A 17,507-nucleotide genomic window follows, 5' to 3' on the forward strand; every position below is an offset into this window, starting at 1 on the left:
CGTGACGACGTCATCACGACCCGACCGCACCGAACCACCCACGGGGATCGACGCCGTGTTCGCCGCACGCGCTCCCGAGCGGCGCGGCCCGAGCGCCGTGTGGGCGACCTTCGACCGTTCGGGCGTCACGCACGACGGCTCCTACGGCCAGGTCGCCCCCGGCACCGCGCCCGGCGTCGACACGGCGTACCGCATCGCCTCGTGCACGAAGAGCTTCACCGCCACCGCCCTGCTCGCCCAGCGCGACGCCGGGCTCGTGTCCCTCGACGCACCGATCACCGACTTCGTGCCCGCCTTCGCCGACGTGGCCCTGCCCACCGCCGACTCCCCCGTGCCGACCCTGCGCATGCTCCTGACCATGTCGGCCGGCTTCCCCACGGACGATCCGTGGGGCGACCGGCAAGAATCCCTCACCGACGACGGACTCGACGCCCTGCTGCGGGCCGGGCTCAGTTTCGACAGCGTGCCGGGCACCACCTTCGCCTACTCCAACCTCGGCTTCGCCCTCGTGGGCCGGGCGATCGCGGACGTCGCCGGCAAGCCCTACCGTGAGGTCGTCGAGTCGACGATCCTCGAACCGCTCGGCCTGACGGCCACCGGCTTCGAGGCGACCGTGCGGGCGACGGGCGGCGTCGCGATCGGCCATCGCCGCACCTCCGACGGGGGTGACCCCCTGCCGTTCTCAGGCCCGGGCGCGTTCTCACCGATCGGCGGCTTGTTCAGCACCGTGACCGACCTGGCGCGCTGGGCGCGCTGGCTGGGTTCCGCCTTCGACCCCGAGGGCCGCGGCGACCTCGACGGCATCCTCTCGCGCGCCTCCCGACGCGAGATGCAACAGGTGCAGCGTTTCGTCCCCGCCCGGGTCGGGCACCCCGGCGGCTACGGGTTCGGCCTGTTCGTCGAGCACTACCCCGACCACGGCCCCGTCGTGTCGCACAGCGGGGGCTACCCCGGGTTCTCGGCCCACATGCGCTGGCAGACCGCGACCGGCCTCGGCGCGATCGGGTTCGAGAACGCGACCTATTCGAAGGTCTCCGAGCCGATCGGGCTCGCGCTCGACGGCCTGATGGCCGAGCGTCCCGACGCCCGCGTCGTCGTGCGGCCGTGGCCCGAGACGTCGGCGGCCCGCGAGGCGGTCGAGGCCGTCGTCCTCGGCGGCGCCGTGCCCGACGGGTTGTTCAGCGAGAACGTCGAGGCGGACCTGCCGCTCGACCGACGCCGCGCCTCCTGGGCCGCCGCCGTCGAGTCCGTGGGCGGTTGGGACGACGACGGCGAGGCATCGCCGCCCGACGAGTCGTCCGCTCCCTCGCACCTGGTGTGGCGACGACGGGGAGCCCGGGGCGTCGTCCGGTTCGAGATCCGGCTCACCCCCGAGCGTCCGCCCCGGGTCCAGACCGTGCTGGTGAGCGCCGAGAGCGCACGGTAGCCGAGGGCTCGCCAGGACAGGCGTCGTCAGTCGGGCAAGGCGTCGTCACGCGGGCCAGGCGTCGTCACGCGGGCCAGGCGTCGTCACGCGGGCCAGGCGTCGTCAGGCGGGCCCGACGCGGTCACGCGGGCGGCCGACCTCCGGCGACCCCGGCGGCCCGGGCGGCGGCACGGGCTCCACTCCGACCCGCGACCCCGAGGCTGCCCGTCGTCGCCCACGCGGCGATGAACCCGGCCGAGAACGCGTCCACGAGGCCCACCGAGTCGACCCAGCGCGAGACGACCCCGTCGACCACGACCGGTTGCTGCCCCCGCGAGACCACGACGGCACCCCCGTCGTCGGCGACGAGCGCGACCACGCCGACCTGCTCGGCGAGCGCCGTCGCCGACGCGACCGGGTCGTCCAACCCGGTGAGCTCGCGGGCGGTCTCGTCCGACGGGAAGAACAGGTCGGCTCCGTGGACGGCCGCGAGGAACGCCGACGCTCCGAAGCGGCGGACGATCGAGGCGCTGCCCGGGGCGACCGAGACGAGCGCACCCGCCTCCCGAGCCCGTCCCACGAGGCGTCGGAGGGCGACCGGGCTGCGGGACTGGGCGACGGTGTAGCCCGTGAAGTGCACGAGACCGGCCCCGGCGACCAGGTCGTCGGGGACGTCGTCGGGGCTCAGCGAGGCACCGGCCCCCCGATCGGTGAACATGATGCGCGACGAGCCGTCGACGGTGATGACGACCGTGCCCGTCGGGTCGTGGGCGTCGTAGGACAGACGGGCCACGACCCCCGCGTTGGCGAGCAGTTGCGCGTGGCGTTGCAGGTCGGCCGTGCCGACCCGACCGACGAACGAGACCTCGACCCCCAACGACCCGAGCCACGCCGCCGTGTTCGCCGCCGAACCCCCGGCCCGGTGCCGGATGGTGGCGGCCGTCTCGGTCCCGGTGCCGTCCTCCGCCCGGGGAGTGACGATGATGTCGTCGAGGACGTCCCCGAAGACGAGGACGGGCGATCCGGTGCGGGGTCGGCCGCCGGAGCGGCGGAAGCGGTCGCTGGCGGGGATCATCGGCATCCAGCCGACCACGGATCGGGGGCCGGGACGGGACGAGGAGGCGCAAATCACCCTCGCGGGTGCGTCACGTTCACCCGTCCCGGCCTCGCGCCCGACCCGCTCGGCCCCGACTCAGACGGTGGCGGGCAGCGGGGCCGGGGCCTCGCGACGGGCGCGCCGGCCCCGGACGACCAGGGCGTCGAGGGCGAAGCGGCCCGGCCCCGTGAGCACGACCGCGACGGAGACGACCGCCAGGACGAGGACGTACTCGAACCCACCCGTCGTCGAGTAGAAGCCGTTCGGCAGGTGGACGGCGACCAGGGCGACGACCGCCGTCACCGCCAGGAGCGCGGCGGCGACACGGGTGGCGACGCCGACCACGAGCGCGACGCCACCGGCGAGCTCGGTGACGGCCGCGACCGGGGCGGCGACCTCGGCGAGCGGGATGCCCATGCCCCCGAAGGCGCCCTGCGTCGCGGCGAGGCCGTCGACGGCGAGCTTCTGCCAGCCATGGGCGACGAACACGACCCCGAGGACGACGCGGACGAGGAGGAGGCCGAGGGACGAGAGAGCTGACGACACGAGGTGCCTTTCGGTCGGGGACGGGGTCGTGGCACGTCGTCGGGCCCCTCGCCACGGTAGGAGGTGACGCGTCACCGACCGGGGTCGTGGAGATCCCTGCCAGGCCTTCGCCAGAGCCTTGTCAGGCTCGGGTGGGGCATCCGGGGGACGCGGGGACGCGTCGCGAGGGCGGTTCGGCGGACGCGTGGCGTGCCCCGCGGGCGCTGTCGGTGGTCCCGGGCAGGATCGGGGCAGGACCACGGGACGGGCCGACGAGCCCCCGGACGAGAGGCGGCACACATGGCGACCATCGCGATCACGGGAGGCTCGGGCCGCATCGCGACCTGGGTCCGCCCTCTTCTGCTCGAGGCCGGCCACGACCTGCGGCTGCTCGACGTGGTCACGCCACCCGGCGGCCTCCGACGACGAGAGACCTTCGAGCACGTCGGCGTGACCGATCTCGACTCCCTCACCGTGGCGTTCGCCGGGGCCGACCTGGTCGTCCACCTCGCGTCGCACGCCGGCGAGCGCACATGGCACGAGATCCGTGACCTCAACGTCGAGAGCGCCTACGTGGCGCACGAGGCCGCCCGTCGGGCCGGCGTGACCCGGCTGCTCGCGGCCAGCTCGGTGCACGCCGTCGGGTTCGAACCGGGCTCGAGCGCCGCCGACCACGACGTGCCGGCCCCCCGGCCCGACACCTTCTACGGCGTCAGCAAGGTGCTGCTCGAGGCGGTCGGCAGCCTGTACGCCGACCGCTTCGGCTCGACCGTCGTGTCGGCGCGCATCATGACGGCCGAGGTCGAGCCGCACGACGTCCGCAGCCTCGGCACCTGGCTGTCCCCGGCCGACGCGACCCGGCTGATCCTGGCCACCCTGACGACCGCACCGGCCGGGCACCACGTCGTCTGGGGCGTCAGTCGCAACACCCGTCGCGTCGTGTCGCTCGCGGCGGGCGAGGCCATCGGCTACCACCCCGAGGACGACGCCGAGGCGTTCGCCGACCGCTTCGCCGGTCAGGTCCTGCCCCCCGACGCACCCGTCGGCGGGGACTTCACGACCATGCCGTTGGGCGAGACCCGGTGACCCGCCCGAGGGCGGCATCCGGTCACGCGCGCGAGGCCGATAGCGTGGCCGTGTGACCCCCACCCAGCACTCGTCGTCCGTCGCCGAGATCGACCCCGTCGTCCTCTACGAGATCCTCCGCCTCCGGGTCGACGTCTTCGTCGTCGAACAGGAGTGCCCCTACCCCGAGCTCGACGGGCGCGACCTCGAGCCGAGCGCGCGCCTCCTCTGGTCCACCGACGACGACGCCCGGGTCCTGGCGACGCTCCGGGTGCTGCACGACGGCGACGACCGTCGCATCGGCCGGGTGGCGACGGCGTCGTCGGCTCGCGGTCGCGGGCTCGCCGCCGACCTCATGCGGTCGGCCGTCGACGAGTGCGACGGTCGACTGGTCCGGCTCGACGCCCAGGCCCACCTCTCGGGCTGGTACGCCCGGTTCGGCTTCGTGGTCGACGGTGACGAGTTCCTCGAGGACGGCATCCCCCACCTGCCGATGACGCTCGCCGCCAGGCGCTGACGCCGGCCCCTGGCACGGCACCGGCTGATCGGTCAGACGGTCGGGCCGGGGTGGTGGTGCTCGAAGACCAGGCTGGTCCGGGTCGAGGCGACGGCCGGGTGCGCCGAGAGGTGGTCGAGGACGAACTCGCGCACGTCGTTCGTGTCGCGGACGGCCAGGTGGATGATGAAGTCCTCGGACCCGCCGAGGAAGAACAGCTGCACCACCTGCGGCAGGGCCCGGATCTCGGCCGAGAAGGCGGCGATCCGCTGTCGGGCCGACGCGAGGATCGTCACGCTGATCAGCGCCTGCAGGTCGAGTCCGAGCGCCGACAGGTCGACGTCGGCTCCGAAGCCGGCGACGACGCCGCGCTCGACGAGGGACCGGAGGCGCGCGAGACAGGTCGACGGAGCGATCCCGACCTGCGCGGCCAACGTGGCGTTGGGGGTCCTACTGTTCGCGAGCAGCAGGCGCACGAGCTGCCGGTCGATCTCGTCGAGCCGAACGTCCTTCGTCGCAGCCATGCCTCGTCCCGTCCCTCACCGTCGATCGTGCGGCCAGGCAGGGCCTGCACAGAATCTCGTGCGGAGAGCTTGGCACGCATCGGCACGAAACAGCACACTGACCTCAGTTCGGCGAACAGAGGCGTGCACCGGCCGCCCGTCGTCGAGGCCACTCCCCGAGAGGACGAACCATGCGCGTCGGCATCCCCACCGAGATCAAGAACAACGAGAACCGCGTCGCCGCGACACCGGCCGGAGTCCACGAGTTCTCCCGCCGTGGACACGACGTGATCGTGCAGGCCGGCGCCGGACGGGGGTCGGGGTTCACCGATGCCGAGTTCGTCGCCGCGGGTGCGACGGTGGTGGACGACGCGGCCGACGTCTGGGGCGAGGCCGATCTGCTGATGAAGGTCAAGGAGCCGATCGCGGCCGAGTACCCGCTCATGCGGGCGGACCAGACCCTCTTCACCTATCTGCACCTCGCGGCCTCACCCGAGTGCACCGAGGCCGTCCTCGCGTCCGGCACGACCGCGATCGCCTACGAGACGGTCCAGCGGGACGATCGCAGCCTGCCGCTGCTCTCGCCCATGAGCGAGGTCGCCGGCCGCCTCTCCACGATGGTCGGCGCCTACCACCTCATGAAGCCGATCGGGGGCACGGGCGTGCTGCTCGGCGGCGTCCCCGGCACCCCGAAGGCGAAGGTGGTGGTCATCGGCGGCGGCGTCGCCGGTGAACACGCCGCGGCGAACGCCCTCGGCCTCGGCGCCGACGTGACCGTCATCGACGTGTCGCTTCCGCGCCTCCGCGCCCTCGAGGTGCAGTTCGGCGGCAGGGTGCAGACCCGCGCCTCGACGGCCTACGAGATCGGCGCCCAGGTCGCGGCCGCCGACCTGGTGATCGGTTCGGTTCTGATCCCCGGCGCACAGGCCCCCAAGCTCGTCACCGACGAGATGGTGGCGTCGATGCGTCCCGGGTCGGTGCTCGTCGACATCGCCATCGACCAGGGCGGCTGCTTCGAGGGCTCGCGCGCGACCACGCACGACGACCCGACCTTCGCCGTCCACGACAGCGTCTACTACTGCGTCGCCAACATGCCCGGCGCGGTCCCCCAGACCTCGACCCGGGCCCTGACGAACGCGACCATGCCCTACGCACTCGCCCTCGCCGACCGGGGGTGGCGTGACGCCATCGCGGCGGATGCGTCGTTGGCCCGCGGCGTCAACGCGGTCGCGGGGCAGATCACCAACGCGGGCGTCGCGGCGGCGGCCGGCGTCGACCTGGTGGACGCCCGCGCGCTCTGACCCGTCCGACGACGCGACGGCCCACCTCCGCGACGGCGCCCTCCCGGACGCGGGGCGAACCGGTCCGGCCGGTAAGCGAAGACCTCTCTCCGAACCAGGTGGTCCGGAGAGGTGCAGCCCCTATGCTCTGGGCATGGCACGACGACCCACCCCTCCGCGGGAGCGGCTGCTCGAGGCGGCGCGGACCGAGTTCGCGGCCCGCGGCCTCGCCGGAGCCCGCGTCGACACGATCGCGCGCGACGCCGAGGCGAGCAAAGAACGGCTCTACGCCCACTTCTCGACCAAGCGCGACCTGTTCGACGCCGCCCTCGGCGAGAGCATCGGCCGCTGGGTAGCGGTCGTCCCCTTCGACGCCCACGACCTGCCGGGCTGGGCCAGCGCGCTCTACGACCACCTGGCCTCGAACCCCGACGACGCGCGCCTCCTGCTCTGGGGCCAGATCGAGGGCGTCGCGTTGCCGAGCCCCGGCGTGCTCGACCACGGTCAGCTCGAGGCGCGCCGTGACTCGGTGCGTGCGGCCCAGGACGCGGGTGACATCTCGTCCGGCTGGGACGCCGACGAGTTGCTGACCATGGTCTTCGGCGTCGTGCTGGCCTGGTTCGTCACGCCCGAGGCCACCAACCTGCACACCGGCCCGCAGCAGCGTCGGTGCGACGTCGTCCGCCAGGCCGTCGCCCGCATCGTCGCCCCCGGCTGAACCGCCCCGGCACCGTCCGACCCGCCGGGAGTAGCGTCCCCGTGTGACCACGACCGAACCCACTCCCGCCCTCTCCCCCGACCTTCAACGCGTCCTCGACAGCGTGCCCGACCCGGGCGGCGTCACGACGTCGGACGAGGTCTACGCGGCGACCGACGTCGATCTCGAGGGGTTCCTCGCGACGCCGGCCGGCGCCTCCTCGTCCGGGCTCGTGCCCGGCGTGCTCGTGCTGCACGACTGGTTCGGCGTCGTCGACCACGTCAAGGTGCGCGCGCAGATGCTCGCGCGGCTCGGCTACGTGGCGCTGGCCGGCGACGTCTACGGGCAGGGGGTCCGCCCGTCGCCCGAGGAGGCTGCCGGCGAGGCGGGCAAGTACTACGGTGACGTCGCGTTGTTCCGGTCGCGCCTGCTCGCGAACCTCGAGCGCCTGCGCGCCGAGCCGGGCGTCGACCCGTCGCGGATCGCGGTGATGGGCTACTGCTTCGGCGGCTCGGGTGCCCTCGAGCTGGCCCGCGCGGGTGCCGACGTCGCCGGCGTCGTGTCGTTCCACGGAGGGCTCGGGACGGGGATGCCCGCCGAGAAGGGTGCCGTGACGGCCCCGCTGCTCGTCATGACGGGTGCCGCCGACCCGGTGGTGCCCGACGAGGCCGTGGTCGGCTTCGAGGACGAGATGCGCGCCGCCGAGGCACCCGACTGGCAGGTGCTGAGCTACAGCGGCGTCATGCACGCCTTCGCCGTCCCCGGGACGGACGCACCCGATCACGGGGCCCAGTACGACGCCCGCGCGGATCGTCGCTCGTGGCAGCAGCTCGAGACGTTCCTGTCCGAGGTCTTCGCCTAGGCCCGAGGGGCCCGAGGGTCCCGACGGGCGCGACGGGCAGGACGCCAGACCGTCAGGAGGCGCGGTGCCGGGACGCTCGTCGCCCCGGCACCGCCTCCGTCGTCAGAAGCCGGCCACGCGGGCCGTGCCGGCCCGGGCCAGGTCGCGCAACTGGACGGCCGTCGCGACGGCGGCGTGGGCGGCCTCGGCACCCTTGTCCTCCTTCGAGCCGGGGAGGCCTGCCCGGTCGAGGCCCTGCTGCTCGTCGTCGAGGGTGAGCACGCCGAACCCGACGGGCTTGCCCGTGTCGAGCGTCACCCGCAGCAGGCCCGAGGTCGCGGCGTCGGACACGTACTCGAAGTGCGGCGTGCCGCCGCGGATGATGACACCGAGGGCCACGACCGCGTCGGCCCCGGCCTCGAGCGCGGCCTTCGCGACGACGGGCAGTTCGAAGCTGCCGGGCACGCGCACGACCGTGGCCGTGGCGCCGAGGCGCTCGACCGTCGACAGCGCGCCGGCCAGCAGGCCGTCGGTGATGGTCTCGTGCCAGGTGCCGGCGACGATCGTGACACGGATTCCCGTGCCGTCGACGTCGAGTTCGGTGGGGGCGCCTTCTCCGCTCATGCGCGGTCTCCTTCGGTCGTGCGGGTGGTGGTCGTGGTGTCGGTGGCCCGGGAGTCGGACGCAGGGGATGGTGCGTCGAGGTCGCGGTCGCCCAGCCAGGAGACGAGAGCGGCGATCGTCACGACCGGCACGCCCTCGCGGGCCCCGAAGTCGAGCAGAGCCCGCAGTCGCATCATCTCGCCGTCGTCGCCCACGATCTCGCTGATGACGGCCACGGGTCGCAGCCCCGCGGCCTTCATCAGGTCGACCGAGGCCTCGGTGTGGCCGTCGCGCTCACGCACTCCGCCGTCACGGGCGCGCAGCGGCAGGACGTGCCCAGGGCGGTGCAGGTCGTCGCGAACGCTGGTCGGCGACGCGAGCGTGCGGAGGGTCGTCGCCCGGTCGGAGGCGCTGATCCCCGTCGTCACGCCGGCCGCCGCGTCGACGCTGACGGTATAGGCCGTGCCCCGGGCGTCCTCGTTGTGGGCGACCATCGGCGGCAGGTCGAGTCGGTCGGCGATCTCGTTCGTCATCGGCGCGCAGACGAAACCGGAGGACACCCGGACCGTCCAGGCGATCCACTCGGCCGAGGCCAACTCGGCCGACAGGACGACGTCGCCCTCGTTCTCGCGGGACTCGTCGTCGACCACCACGACCGGGCGACCACGGCGCAGGTGCTCGAGGGCGAGCTCGATCGGGGCGAGGCGCGAGTCGACCCGCCCCTCCTCCCGGGGCGTCGACACGGTCACGGGCGCCCCGTCACGGCGGCGTCCCGCAGGTCCGCCGCGTCGGCCGGGGTGGCCGCACCGCGCGGGCCGTCGGCGTCGAGCGCGTCCAGTCGCAGCATGCGGCGCACGTGACGGGCGAGCACGTCGGTCTCGACGTTGACGCGGTCGCCGACGGCCTTGCCGCCCAGGGTCGTCACGGCGAGCGTCTCGGGGATGAGGCTGACCTCGAACCAGCCCGGCACCTCGCCGGGTTCGCTGATCGCGCTCACCGTGAGGCTGACGCCGTCGAGCGTCACCGACCCCTTGTCGACGAGCAGGGGCGCGAGGTCCTCGGCGAGGTCGAACCGGACCCGACGCCAGGCCTCGCCCTCTTCGATCTCGACGACCGTGGCCGTGCCGTCGACGTGGCCCTGGACGATGTGACCGCCCAGGCGGTCGCCGACGCGGGCGGCTCGTTCGAGGTTGACGGGCGTCCCGGGGCCGAACGTCCCCACGGTGCTCATGGCCAGGGTCTGCCGCATGACGTCGGCCGTGAAGGTGTCACCCTGCTGCTCGACCACCGTCAGGCAGACGCCGCTGACCGAGATGGAGTCACCGTGCGCGGCGTCGGTCAGCACGGCGGGGCCGTGAACCGTCAGGCGGACGCTGTCCCCCTGGTCGGCGACGCGCTCGACGCGTCCGAGTTCTTCGACGAGGCCGGTGAACATCAGCGCACCACCGGGCCCGTCGGGTCGGTGGGTCGGTGCGTGCGTGCATCGGGCCCGCGGGGCGTGGTCGCCTGCGTCGTCATGTCGTCCTCCGGTCTGCCTGGCTGTGTGCCGAGGGCTCTCCGGGGGTGCGCGACGCGAGGGTCGGCATCGGCCCGGGGGTCCGCTGAGGGACGACCGGGCCCGCGCCACCTCTCATCCGGACTATGACCGTCGGTACCGGGGTTCCACCGGTTCAACCGGCCGCCACCTCTCGGGGACGACGCGGGTCGCGGACTGTGACCGCCGGCTCAGATTTTCACTGACCCCGGAGCGCGTTGCTCTGTCGGCGACGATAGCACCGCCGCCTCGAGCGGCCCCGACGTGTTCGGCCAGGGCGTAGCCGGGCGTCGCACGGGCGGCCCGGGCTCAGCCGTCGACGAGCCCGGGCTCAGCCGACGACGAGCCCGAGGTGAGCCGCCATCGTCGGGGCGAAGGTCGCCAGCTGCAGGTCGTCGATGGTCGCGCCACGAAGCCCTTCGAAACCGTCGATGCGGGAGAAGTCGCTGGTGCGCAGATCGGTGTGCGACAAGGAGGCGCGGGTCACGTCGAGCGTGCCGATGCGGCAGTCGACCAGCGCGACCCGCAGGGCCTGCACACCCCCGAGGTCGAGTTCGCCGATCGTGCAGCCCTCGATCACGACGTCGGTGAGGCGCGCCCCGCGCAGGTTGAGGAAGTCGATCTTGCCGCCGACCAGGTGCACCGACCGCAGTTCGGCGTCGAACAGCTCTGCCGACCCCCACCGGGGCCGCTCGACGCGGACGTCACGCCAGGTGCTGCGCGAGGCGGCGAACTCGGGGGCGAACGAGTCGGCCAGCACCGACTCGACCAGGCGGGCGCCCCGCAGTCGGGCCGATCCGAGCCGCGGCGACTCGAAGACGCACTCGGTGAACTCGGACCCCTCGAGGTCGCGACCGGTCAGGTCGGCGTCGACGTACCGTTCGAGCTCACGGCTGTCGCGCGGACCCAGCAGGTCGGTGCCGAGATCGACGAGCCCCCGGGGCTCGACGGGGTCGAGCCGCGGGGCGTCGGTGCCCCCCGGGGTCGCGGGGCGGGACGGCGTGGGGCGGCGCGACGGGGTCATGCGACGAGGCTAGCGGCGGGGTGCGACACGACCCGAGGAACGTCCGGGCGGACGTCCGACGCGGTCGTTCTCAGCACTCGATGACGTTGACCGCGAGCCCGGCACGGCTGGTCTCCTTGTAGCTGTCCTTCATGTCGCGGCCGGTCTGGCGCATCGTCTCGATGACGGTGTCGAGGCTGACGACGTGGCTGCCGTCGCCGAGCAGGGCCATGCGGGTGGCGGCGACCGCCGTGCCCGCCGCGATCGCGTTGCGCTCGATGCAGGGCACCTGCACGAAGCCGCCCACGGGGTCGCAGGTGAGGCCGAGGTGGTGCTCCATGGCGATCTCGGCCGCGTTCTCGACCTGGCGGGGCGTCCCGCCGAGAAGGGCGGTCAGGGCGCCGGCGGCCATCGATGCGGCCGAGCCGACCTCACCCTGACAGCCGGCCTCGGCCCCCGAGATCGACGCGTTGCGCTTGTAGAGCGACCCGATCGCCGCCGCCGTCAGCAGGAAGGTGCGGGACAGCTCGTGATCGGTCGCGCCGTGGAACCTCATGGCGTAGTAGGCGACCGCCGGGATGATGCCGGCCGCGCCGTTGGTCGGGGCGGTGACGACGCGCCCGCCTCCCGCGTTCTCTTCGTTGACGGCCATCGCGTAGGCCTGCAGCCACTGGGCCGGCAGGTCGGAGGCCAACAGCGAGGAGGCGCGGCCCCGGTCGATCGCCGAGCCGCCGAGGGCGAAGGCGGTCGCCCGCTCGTCCTGCTGGCGCAGCATGGTCGCGAACTGCCGGGCGCGTCGGGGCACCTTCATCCAGCCGGGCAGGACGCCCGTGGCCTCGAGACCCGCGTCGACGCAGGCCCGCATGGCCGCCCAGCGTGAGTCGAGCCCCACCGCGGCGTCGGCCTCGCCGTGCAGCGCGACCTCGTTGCGCCAGGCGAGGTCGGCGATCGACGCGCCTTCGGAGTCGCAGAGGCGCAGCAGGTCGTCCGCGTCGGTGAAGGCGAACGGCGCCTCGGCGGTGGGCACGGCCCGCTCGTCGTCACCGTCCCGCACGACGAAGCCCCCGCCGACCGAGAAGTAGACCTCGCGGGCGAGGCTCCCGCCGTGAGCGTCGAAGGCCTCGACGCTCATCGCGTTGGGGTGCCGGGGCATGCGCGTCAGCGGCGCCATGCGCAGGTCGTTGGGGGCGAAGGCGATCTGGTGCCGGCCGAGCAGCCGCAGGCCGCCGCCCTGCTCGACCGCCTGCTGCATGCCCGAGACGACCTCGGGGTCACAGGTCTCGGGTTGCATGCCCGCGAGGCCGGCGAGGACGGCCGACGGAGTGCCGTGGCCGAGGCCGGTGGCGGCGAGCGAGCCGTAGAGCACGGCCTCGACCCGCACGACGTCGGTCAGCCGGCCGTCGACGTCGAGACCGAGCAGGAACTCGCGGGCGGCCCTCATGGGGCCGACGGTGTGCGAGCTCGAGGGGCCGATGCCGATCGAGAAGAGATCGAGGGCCGAGACGTGGTCGGTCACGGAGAACCTGCCTTCCGGGGTCACCACGACGTTACCCGCTCCCGCCGACGCGCAGGAGGTCGGGGCCGTGCGCCACCCCGGGGAGGTGCGGGTCGCCTCAGGCGGGTCGCCCCACCTCGCGGGCCCGCTCCGCCATCGCGCCCGACATGCCCTCGAGGAACCGTCGGACGGTCTCGAGCTCGGCCTCGTCGAACTCGGCCATGACCCGGTCGCTCATCACGCCGAGCGGCCCGAAGAACGCGCCCGCGACCTCGCGGGCGCGATCCGAGTAGCGGACGAGCACCCGGCGCCGATCGGCGTCGTCGCGGCTGCGGTGCACGTGCCCGACCTTCTCGAGGCGGTCGATGACTCCGGTCGCCGCCCCCGACGTGACGCCCAGGAGCTCGCCGAGACCGCCGGCGGTGACGGGGTCGCCGTCGCGCTCGGCCTGCATGACGTGCAGCAGCGCCTCGAGGTCGATGTGGCCGAGACCGTGTCGCGAGGCGAAGGCCTGGGCGACCTTCTGGGACTCGGTGGTCAGCCGTTGCATGTGGGTGACGATCTCGTCGGCCTGCGGCGAGCGCGACGGACGGGTCGACGGGGCCGTGGGGCCCGGGTCTCTCGGGGTGGGCATGGAACCTCCTGCGTGACGAGTCTGGTCGATGCTCCTGTGATCTGCAATACTCTTAGCTCCTAAGACATTCAGCGACTGAAGGATCACCATGCGCACCCTCGCCCGCATCGTCAGCGGCCACCGCACCGCCTGGGCCGTGCTCGCCGCGACGGCCGTCGCCGTCGCCCTGCTCTTCACGGTCCTGCCGCAGAGCGAGGGCGACGCGGCCCCGCCGTCGGGCGTCCCCGACACGAGCCAGTCGGCCCAGGTGGCCGAGTTGCTCACGACCTTCCCGAGTGCCGAGACGACGGTGGGCATCCTGGTCTTCAGCCACGACGGCGACCGGCTCGACGCCGCCGACCTGACCGCCGTCGACGAGCGGGCGGCCGCCCTCGCCGAGCTCGCCACGACCCCGCAGGCCGTCCGGCCGCAGCTCAGCGACGACGGCACCGCGGCGATCGTGGCCGTCCCGCTCGACGCCACGACGGTCGACGCCGACGTCGCGGGCACGGCGACGAGCCTGCGGGACGCGGCCTCGGCCGACCTGCCCGCCGGGCTGGACGCCCTGCTCACCGGGCCGATCGGGTTCCAGGACGACATCGCGAACGCCTTCGCCGGGGCCGACTTCCGGCTCCTGCTGGTCACGGTGGTCGTCGTGGCCGTGCTGCTGATCGTCACCTACCGCAGCCCCGTGCTGTGGATCGTGCCGCTGGCCGTCGTCGGTGCCGCGGACGCCCTGGCCGGCCGGGTCGCGGCCGCCGTCGCCGAACCCCTGGGCATCCCGCTCGACGCCTCGATCTCGGGCATCCTCTCGGTGCTCGTCTTCGGCGCGGGCACCAACTACGCCCTGCTACTCGTCGCGCGTTACCGCGAAGAACTGCTGCTCGAGCCCGACCGCCATCGCGCGATGCGCACGGCCGTGACGAGCGCCGGGCCCGCCATCGCGGCCAGCGGCGGCACGGTCGCCCTGAGCCTCCTCACGCTGCTCCTCGCGTCGCTCACGGGCAACCGGGCCCTCGGTCTCGCCTGTGCGATCGGCGTCGGCGTCGCGATCGTGTTCGCCCTCGTCGCCCTGCCGGCGGCCCTGGTGGTCTGCGGTCGCGGGCTGTTCTGGCCCTTCGTGCCCCGCGCCTCCTCGTCCGGGCGCGACCGCGTCTCCGACGGGGCCGACGCGACGCGGACGGCCGACGCCACCGCAGGAGGCGCGGCGCACCACGCGGCACCGCGACGCGGCTTCTGGGACCGTCTCGGGCGCGGCGTCCGACGCCGTCCGGCCGTCGTGGCCGTGGCGTCCGTCGCGGGCATCGGCGTCCTCTGCCTCGGCCTGAGCGGCTATGCCGTCGGCCTCTCGCAGACCGACCATCTGCTCGGCGACCCCGATTCGGTCACCGCGCAACAGGTGATCGACGACTCGTTCTCGGCGGGGCTGACCAGCCGTACCACCGTGATCGTCCCCTCGACGGTCGCCGACGAGGCCACCGCGCTCGCGTCGGGCACGGACGGCGTCGACACGGCCACGACCGGCGAGACCGAGGGCGGACTGACGCGCGTCGACCTGCAGCTGTCCGCCGAACCCGAGAGCGACGCCGCGTTCGCCACCGTCGAGCGTCTGCGTGCCGGGTACGCCGACGCCGGCGGCGGCCTCGCCGACGCGCTCGTCGGGGGCAGCGACGCCACCGCCTACGACACGAAGGTGGCGGCGCAGGCCGACATCGACCTGATCGCGCCGATCATCCTGGCGATCGTGTTCGCCGTCCTGGCCCTGTTGCTGCGCTCGCTCGTGGCCCCCGTCCTGCTCATCGCCTCGGTGCTCGCCACGTTCTTCGCGAGCCTCGGGGCCTCGACCTGGCTGTTCCAGAACGTGCTGGGGTTCCCCGCGCTCGACACGGCGGTGACGCTGTACGCGTTCCTGTTCCTCGTCGCCCTCGGGGTGGACTACAACATCTTCCTCACCACCCGGGCCCGCGAGGAGGGCCTCGTGCACGGCACCCGCGAGGGCATGGTGCGGGCCCTGGCCTCGACCGGCGCCGTCATCACGAGTGCGGGCATCCTGCTGGCGGCCGTCTTCGCCGTCCTCGGCGTGCTGCCGGTCGTCGCCCTGACCCAGGTCGGCGTGATCGTCTGCCTCGGCGTGCTGCTCGACACCCTGGTCGTGCGCACCGTGCTGGTGCCCGCGCTCGTGTTCCTCACCGGTGACGCGTTCTGGTGGCCGAGCCGGCGTCCGTCGGTTCAGCCGCAGGCGCCCCAGAGCCCGACCCGCGACGCCTCGGCCGACGCCTCGGCCGCGACGAACCGGTCGCGGTAGCGGTACGCGTCGTCGTAGGTGTCCTCGCGCCCGTAGCCCTCGGCGACGAGCCGCTCGTTGAGCATCGTGCCGTCCGGCGACCAGACGTAGCGCAGCAGCCGGTCGTAGCGGTCGGCGTCACCCTGCGAGGCGTCGTCCTCGAGCCAGACCGTGGCCCCCTCGGGCAGGGTGGCCGTCGTGAAGGCGCTCGCCTCGGGTCCGAAGCAGTCGACGGGCGCGTCGGGCTTCACGGTCTCGGGGGTGTCGACGCCGATCAGGCGGATGCGCTCGCGCTCCCCCGCCACCAGGACGACGACGGTGTCCCCGTCGACGACCCGGTCGACCACGGCCTCGACCGCCGCGGCCGGGACGCTCGCGGGCACGGGGACCGCACCCGCGCCTCCCGGGTCGCCACCCGCCGACCCGTCGCCGAGGAGGCGCGGGAAGGCCACGAGGACGGCCCCCGCCACGAGCACCACGAGGACTCCGAGCAGCCGGCGCGGCGTGAGGCGACGACGCGACGGACGGCGACGCGCGCTCACTCGGCGAGCCGCGTGCCGCGGAGCTCGGGCAGCATCGTGGCGGCGACGGCCCCCACGACGAAGACCGCGCCGAAGACGACGAACAGGGTGGGCGGCCCTCCGAGGGCGATCAGCGGGGGCACCGACAGCGGCGCGGCGATCGAGGCGATGCGCCCGACGCCGGCGGCCCACCCCGCGCCCGTGCCCCGCAGCGGGGTCGGGTAGAGCTCGGGCGTCACGGCGTAGAGCGCCCCCCACGCGCCGAGGTTGAAGAACGACAGGGCCATGCCCGCGACGAGGATCTGCGCGACGCTGCCGCTGACCGCCCCGAAGCCGAAGAAGACGGCCGCGACGGCCGACCCGAGCAGGAAGGTCGCGAGCGTCCCCCGGCGCCCCCACTTCTCGATCAACCACGCCGAGGCCGCGTAACCCGGCAGCTGCGCCAGGGTGATGATCAGCACGTACCCGAACGAGCGCACGAGCGGGAACCCGGCCGCGACGAGCAACGACGGCAGCCAGACGAAGGCGCCGTAGTACGAGAAGTTGGTCATGAACCAGACCACCCAGATCGCGACCGTGCGGCGAGCCATGCCGGCACCGAAGAGCCGGCCGACGGAGGCGCGGACCGGCTTCTCGACGACCCGCGCCTCCTCGGCGGCCACGGTCGGGGCGGCGACGCCGGCCGCCTGCTCGAAGCCGCGGACGGTGCGCTCGGCCTCGTCGTGACGCCCCTTCGACTCGAGGAAGCGCACCGACTCGGGCATCCTGAGGCGGACGAACACGGCGTAGAGCGCGGGAGCGGCACCGATCAGCAGGGCCCAGCGCCAGCCGTCGTCGCTCGTCGGGATCACGAGGTAGCCGACGAGGGCGGCCCCGATCGAGCCGACGGCCCAGAACGCCTCGAGCAGGACGACCACCCGGCCCCGGATGCGCCGGGGTGAGAACTCGCTGACGAGGGTCGACGCGACCGGCAGTTCGGAGCCCAGGCCGAGTCCGACGACGAAGCGCAGGACGAGCAGCACGCCGACCGACCAGGACAGGGCCGAGAGGCCGGTGGCGAGGCCGTAGAGCAACAGGGTCAGGGCGAAGACGGTCTTGCGGCCCAGGCGGTCGGCCAGCGAACCACCGACGGCCGCGCCGATCGCCATGCCCGCGAACCCGGCCGACGCGACCCAGGCCAGTTGTCCGGCCTGGTCGCTCCACACGGTCATCAGTTGGGCGATGACGAACGAGAGCAGGCCGACGTCGAGCGCGTCCAGGGCCCATCCGATGCCCGAGCCGGCCAACAGGCGACGGTGCTTCGAGGTGAACGGCAGCTCGTCGAGGCGCTCGCTGCGCGTCGGGGCGACCGGGGTCGAGGTGGGGACGGGGGTCATCGGGGCCTGTCGTCTCGGGGTGTCGTCGGGTCGGGCGGGTGGTCGGACACGGACTCCTCGCGTGAGGCGGACCGGGCCACTGGGCAGTGTAGGAGCCGTGAAGATGGCCGCGGCTACAGACACCGGGGCCGCGGCACCGTAGCCTCGGGCGGACCGGATCATCTCGGTCC

17 protein-coding genes, 1 pseudogene and 1 riboswitch are annotated in these 17,507 nt (G+C 73.7%); of the genes and pseudogenes, 7 read left to right on the forward strand and 11 right to left on the reverse strand.

Features of this window, described 5'->3' with window-relative positions:
* Nucleotide 1: 1 nt before the first annotated feature.
* A complete protein-coding gene (locus tag OVA02_RS15305) occupies nucleotides 2-1,426 on the forward strand; it encodes a serine hydrolase domain-containing protein (protein WP_267658766.1) in 1,425 nt (474 codons plus the stop codon).
* 121 nt (nucleotides 1,427-1,547) lie between these two features.
* On the opposite strand, the gene OVA02_RS15310 is transcribed toward OVA02_RS15305, so the two are convergent.
* Together OVA02_RS15310 and OVA02_RS15315 are read right to left on the reverse strand one after the other, a co-directional pair.
* The gene (locus tag OVA02_RS15310; RefSeq protein ID WP_267658767.1) at nucleotides 1,548-2,480 is read right to left on the reverse strand and encodes a carbohydrate kinase family protein; all 933 of its coding nucleotides are present in this window, start codon (nucleotides 2,478-2,480) and stop codon (nucleotides 1,548-1,550) included.
* Between the two features lie 117 nt (nucleotides 2,481-2,597).
* Nucleotides 2,598-3,047 (reverse strand): DoxX family protein, encoded by a 450-nt coding sequence (locus OVA02_RS15315; RefSeq protein WP_192124543.1) that lies wholly within the window; start codon nucleotides 3,045-3,047, stop codon nucleotides 2,598-2,600.
* Between the two features lie 279 nt (nucleotides 3,048-3,326).
* On the opposite strand from OVA02_RS15315, the gene OVA02_RS15320 reads away from it, so the two are divergent.
* Nucleotides 3,327-4,112 carry an NAD-dependent epimerase/dehydratase family protein gene (locus OVA02_RS15320; protein ID WP_267658768.1) on the forward strand — a complete coding sequence of 262 codons (786 nt, stop codon included), beginning with the start codon at nucleotides 3,327-3,329 and terminating at the stop codon, nucleotides 4,110-4,112.
* A gap of 52 nt (nucleotides 4,113-4,164) precedes the next feature.
* Nucleotides 4,165-4,608, forward strand: a complete 444-nt coding sequence (locus OVA02_RS15325; RefSeq protein WP_267658769.1) for a GNAT family N-acetyltransferase — start codon at nucleotides 4,165-4,167, stop codon at nucleotides 4,606-4,608.
* Nucleotides 4,609-4,640: 32 nt separating this feature from the next.
* On the opposite strand, the gene OVA02_RS15330 is transcribed toward OVA02_RS15325, so the two are convergent.
* A complete protein-coding gene (locus OVA02_RS15330) occupies nucleotides 4,641-5,111 on the reverse strand; it encodes an Lrp/AsnC family transcriptional regulator (RefSeq protein ID WP_056046623.1) in 471 nt (156 codons plus the stop codon).
* 170 nt (nucleotides 5,112-5,281) lie between these two features.
* On the opposite strand from OVA02_RS15330, the gene ald reads away from it, so the two are divergent.
* The 3 genes from ald to OVA02_RS15345 all read left to right on the forward strand — a co-directional run bounded on the left by ald (nucleotide 5,282) and on the right by OVA02_RS15345 (nucleotide 7,929).
* The gene (ald, locus tag OVA02_RS15335) at nucleotides 5,282-6,391 is read left to right on the forward strand and encodes an alanine dehydrogenase (protein WP_123570549.1); all 1,110 of its coding nucleotides are present in this window, start codon (nucleotides 5,282-5,284) and stop codon (nucleotides 6,389-6,391) included.
* Nucleotides 6,392-6,524: 133 nt separating this feature from the next.
* The gene (locus tag OVA02_RS15340; protein ID WP_056225368.1) at nucleotides 6,525-7,088 is read left to right on the forward strand and encodes a TetR family transcriptional regulator; all 564 of its coding nucleotides are present in this window, start codon (nucleotides 6,525-6,527) and stop codon (nucleotides 7,086-7,088) included.
* Between the two features lie 43 nt (nucleotides 7,089-7,131).
* Complete coding sequence (locus tag OVA02_RS15345) at nucleotides 7,132-7,929, forward strand: dienelactone hydrolase family protein (RefSeq protein WP_123570551.1); 798 nt, start codon at nucleotides 7,132-7,134, stop codon at nucleotides 7,927-7,929.
* A 102-nt stretch (nucleotides 7,930-8,031) separates the two neighbouring features.
* Here OVA02_RS15345 and ribH read toward each other — a convergent pair whose 3' ends face one another.
* The 6 genes and pseudogenes from ribH to OVA02_RS15375 all read right to left on the reverse strand — a co-directional run bounded on the left by ribH (nucleotide 8,032) and on the right by OVA02_RS15375 (nucleotide 13,177).
* Nucleotides 8,032-8,532: a 6,7-dimethyl-8-ribityllumazine synthase gene (ribH, locus tag OVA02_RS15350; RefSeq protein ID WP_056046630.1), complete on the reverse strand. Its 501-nt coding sequence runs from the start codon at nucleotides 8,530-8,532 to the stop codon at nucleotides 8,032-8,034.
* A gap of 103 nt (nucleotides 8,533-8,635) precedes the next feature.
* Nucleotides 8,636-9,206, reverse strand: a pseudogene (ribB, locus tag OVA02_RS15355) (3,4-dihydroxy-2-butanone-4-phosphate synthase); the annotation flags it as partial.
* Nucleotides 9,207-9,256: 50 nt separating this feature from the next.
* On the reverse strand, nucleotides 9,257-9,946 hold the full coding sequence (locus tag OVA02_RS15360; RefSeq protein ID WP_267658770.1) for a riboflavin synthase: 690 nt from the start codon (nucleotides 9,944-9,946) through the stop codon (nucleotides 9,257-9,259).
* Between the two features lie 183 nt (nucleotides 9,947-10,129).
* Nucleotides 10,130-10,264: riboswitch (FMN riboswitch) on the reverse strand.
* Nucleotides 10,265-10,376: 112 nt separating this feature from the next.
* Nucleotides 10,377-11,069: a pentapeptide repeat-containing protein gene (locus OVA02_RS15365; RefSeq protein ID WP_056046634.1), complete on the reverse strand. Its 693-nt coding sequence runs from the start codon at nucleotides 11,067-11,069 to the stop codon at nucleotides 10,377-10,379.
* Nucleotides 11,070-11,139: 70 nt separating this feature from the next.
* On the reverse strand, nucleotides 11,140-12,564 hold the full coding sequence (locus OVA02_RS15370) for an L-serine ammonia-lyase (protein WP_267658771.1): 1,425 nt from the start codon (nucleotides 12,562-12,564) through the stop codon (nucleotides 11,140-11,142).
* Nucleotides 12,565-12,661: 97 nt separating this feature from the next.
* The gene (locus OVA02_RS15375; protein ID WP_123570553.1) at nucleotides 12,662-13,177 is read right to left on the reverse strand and encodes a MarR family winged helix-turn-helix transcriptional regulator; all 516 of its coding nucleotides are present in this window, start codon (nucleotides 13,175-13,177) and stop codon (nucleotides 12,662-12,664) included.
* An 88-nt stretch (nucleotides 13,178-13,265) separates the two neighbouring features.
* Here OVA02_RS15375 and OVA02_RS15380 point away from each other — a divergent pair, with 88 nt between their 5' ends.
* Nucleotides 13,266-15,461 carry an MMPL family transporter gene (locus OVA02_RS15380; RefSeq protein WP_267658772.1) on the forward strand — a complete coding sequence of 732 codons (2,196 nt, stop codon included), beginning with the start codon at nucleotides 13,266-13,268 and terminating at the stop codon, nucleotides 15,459-15,461.
* Here OVA02_RS15380 and OVA02_RS15385 read toward each other — a convergent pair.
* Both OVA02_RS15385 and OVA02_RS15390 read right to left on the reverse strand, forming a co-directional pair.
* Nucleotides 15,386-15,982 carry a thermonuclease family protein gene (locus OVA02_RS15385; RefSeq protein WP_056046641.1) on the reverse strand — a complete coding sequence of 199 codons (597 nt, stop codon included), beginning with the start codon at nucleotides 15,980-15,982 and terminating at the stop codon, nucleotides 15,386-15,388. The two genes, OVA02_RS15380 and OVA02_RS15385, sit on opposite strands and share 76 nt — an antisense overlap.
* A complete protein-coding gene (locus OVA02_RS15390; protein ID WP_267658773.1) occupies nucleotides 15,979-17,337 on the reverse strand; it encodes an MFS transporter in 1,359 nt (452 codons plus the stop codon). The genes OVA02_RS15385 and OVA02_RS15390 overlap by 4 nt, the downstream gene beginning before the upstream one ends.
* Nucleotides 17,338-17,507 lie beyond the last annotated feature (170 nt).

This window comes from Frigoribacterium sp. SL97, from assembly GCF_026625765.1.
Lineage (GTDB): Bacteria > Actinomycetota > Actinomycetes > Actinomycetales > Microbacteriaceae > Frigoribacterium.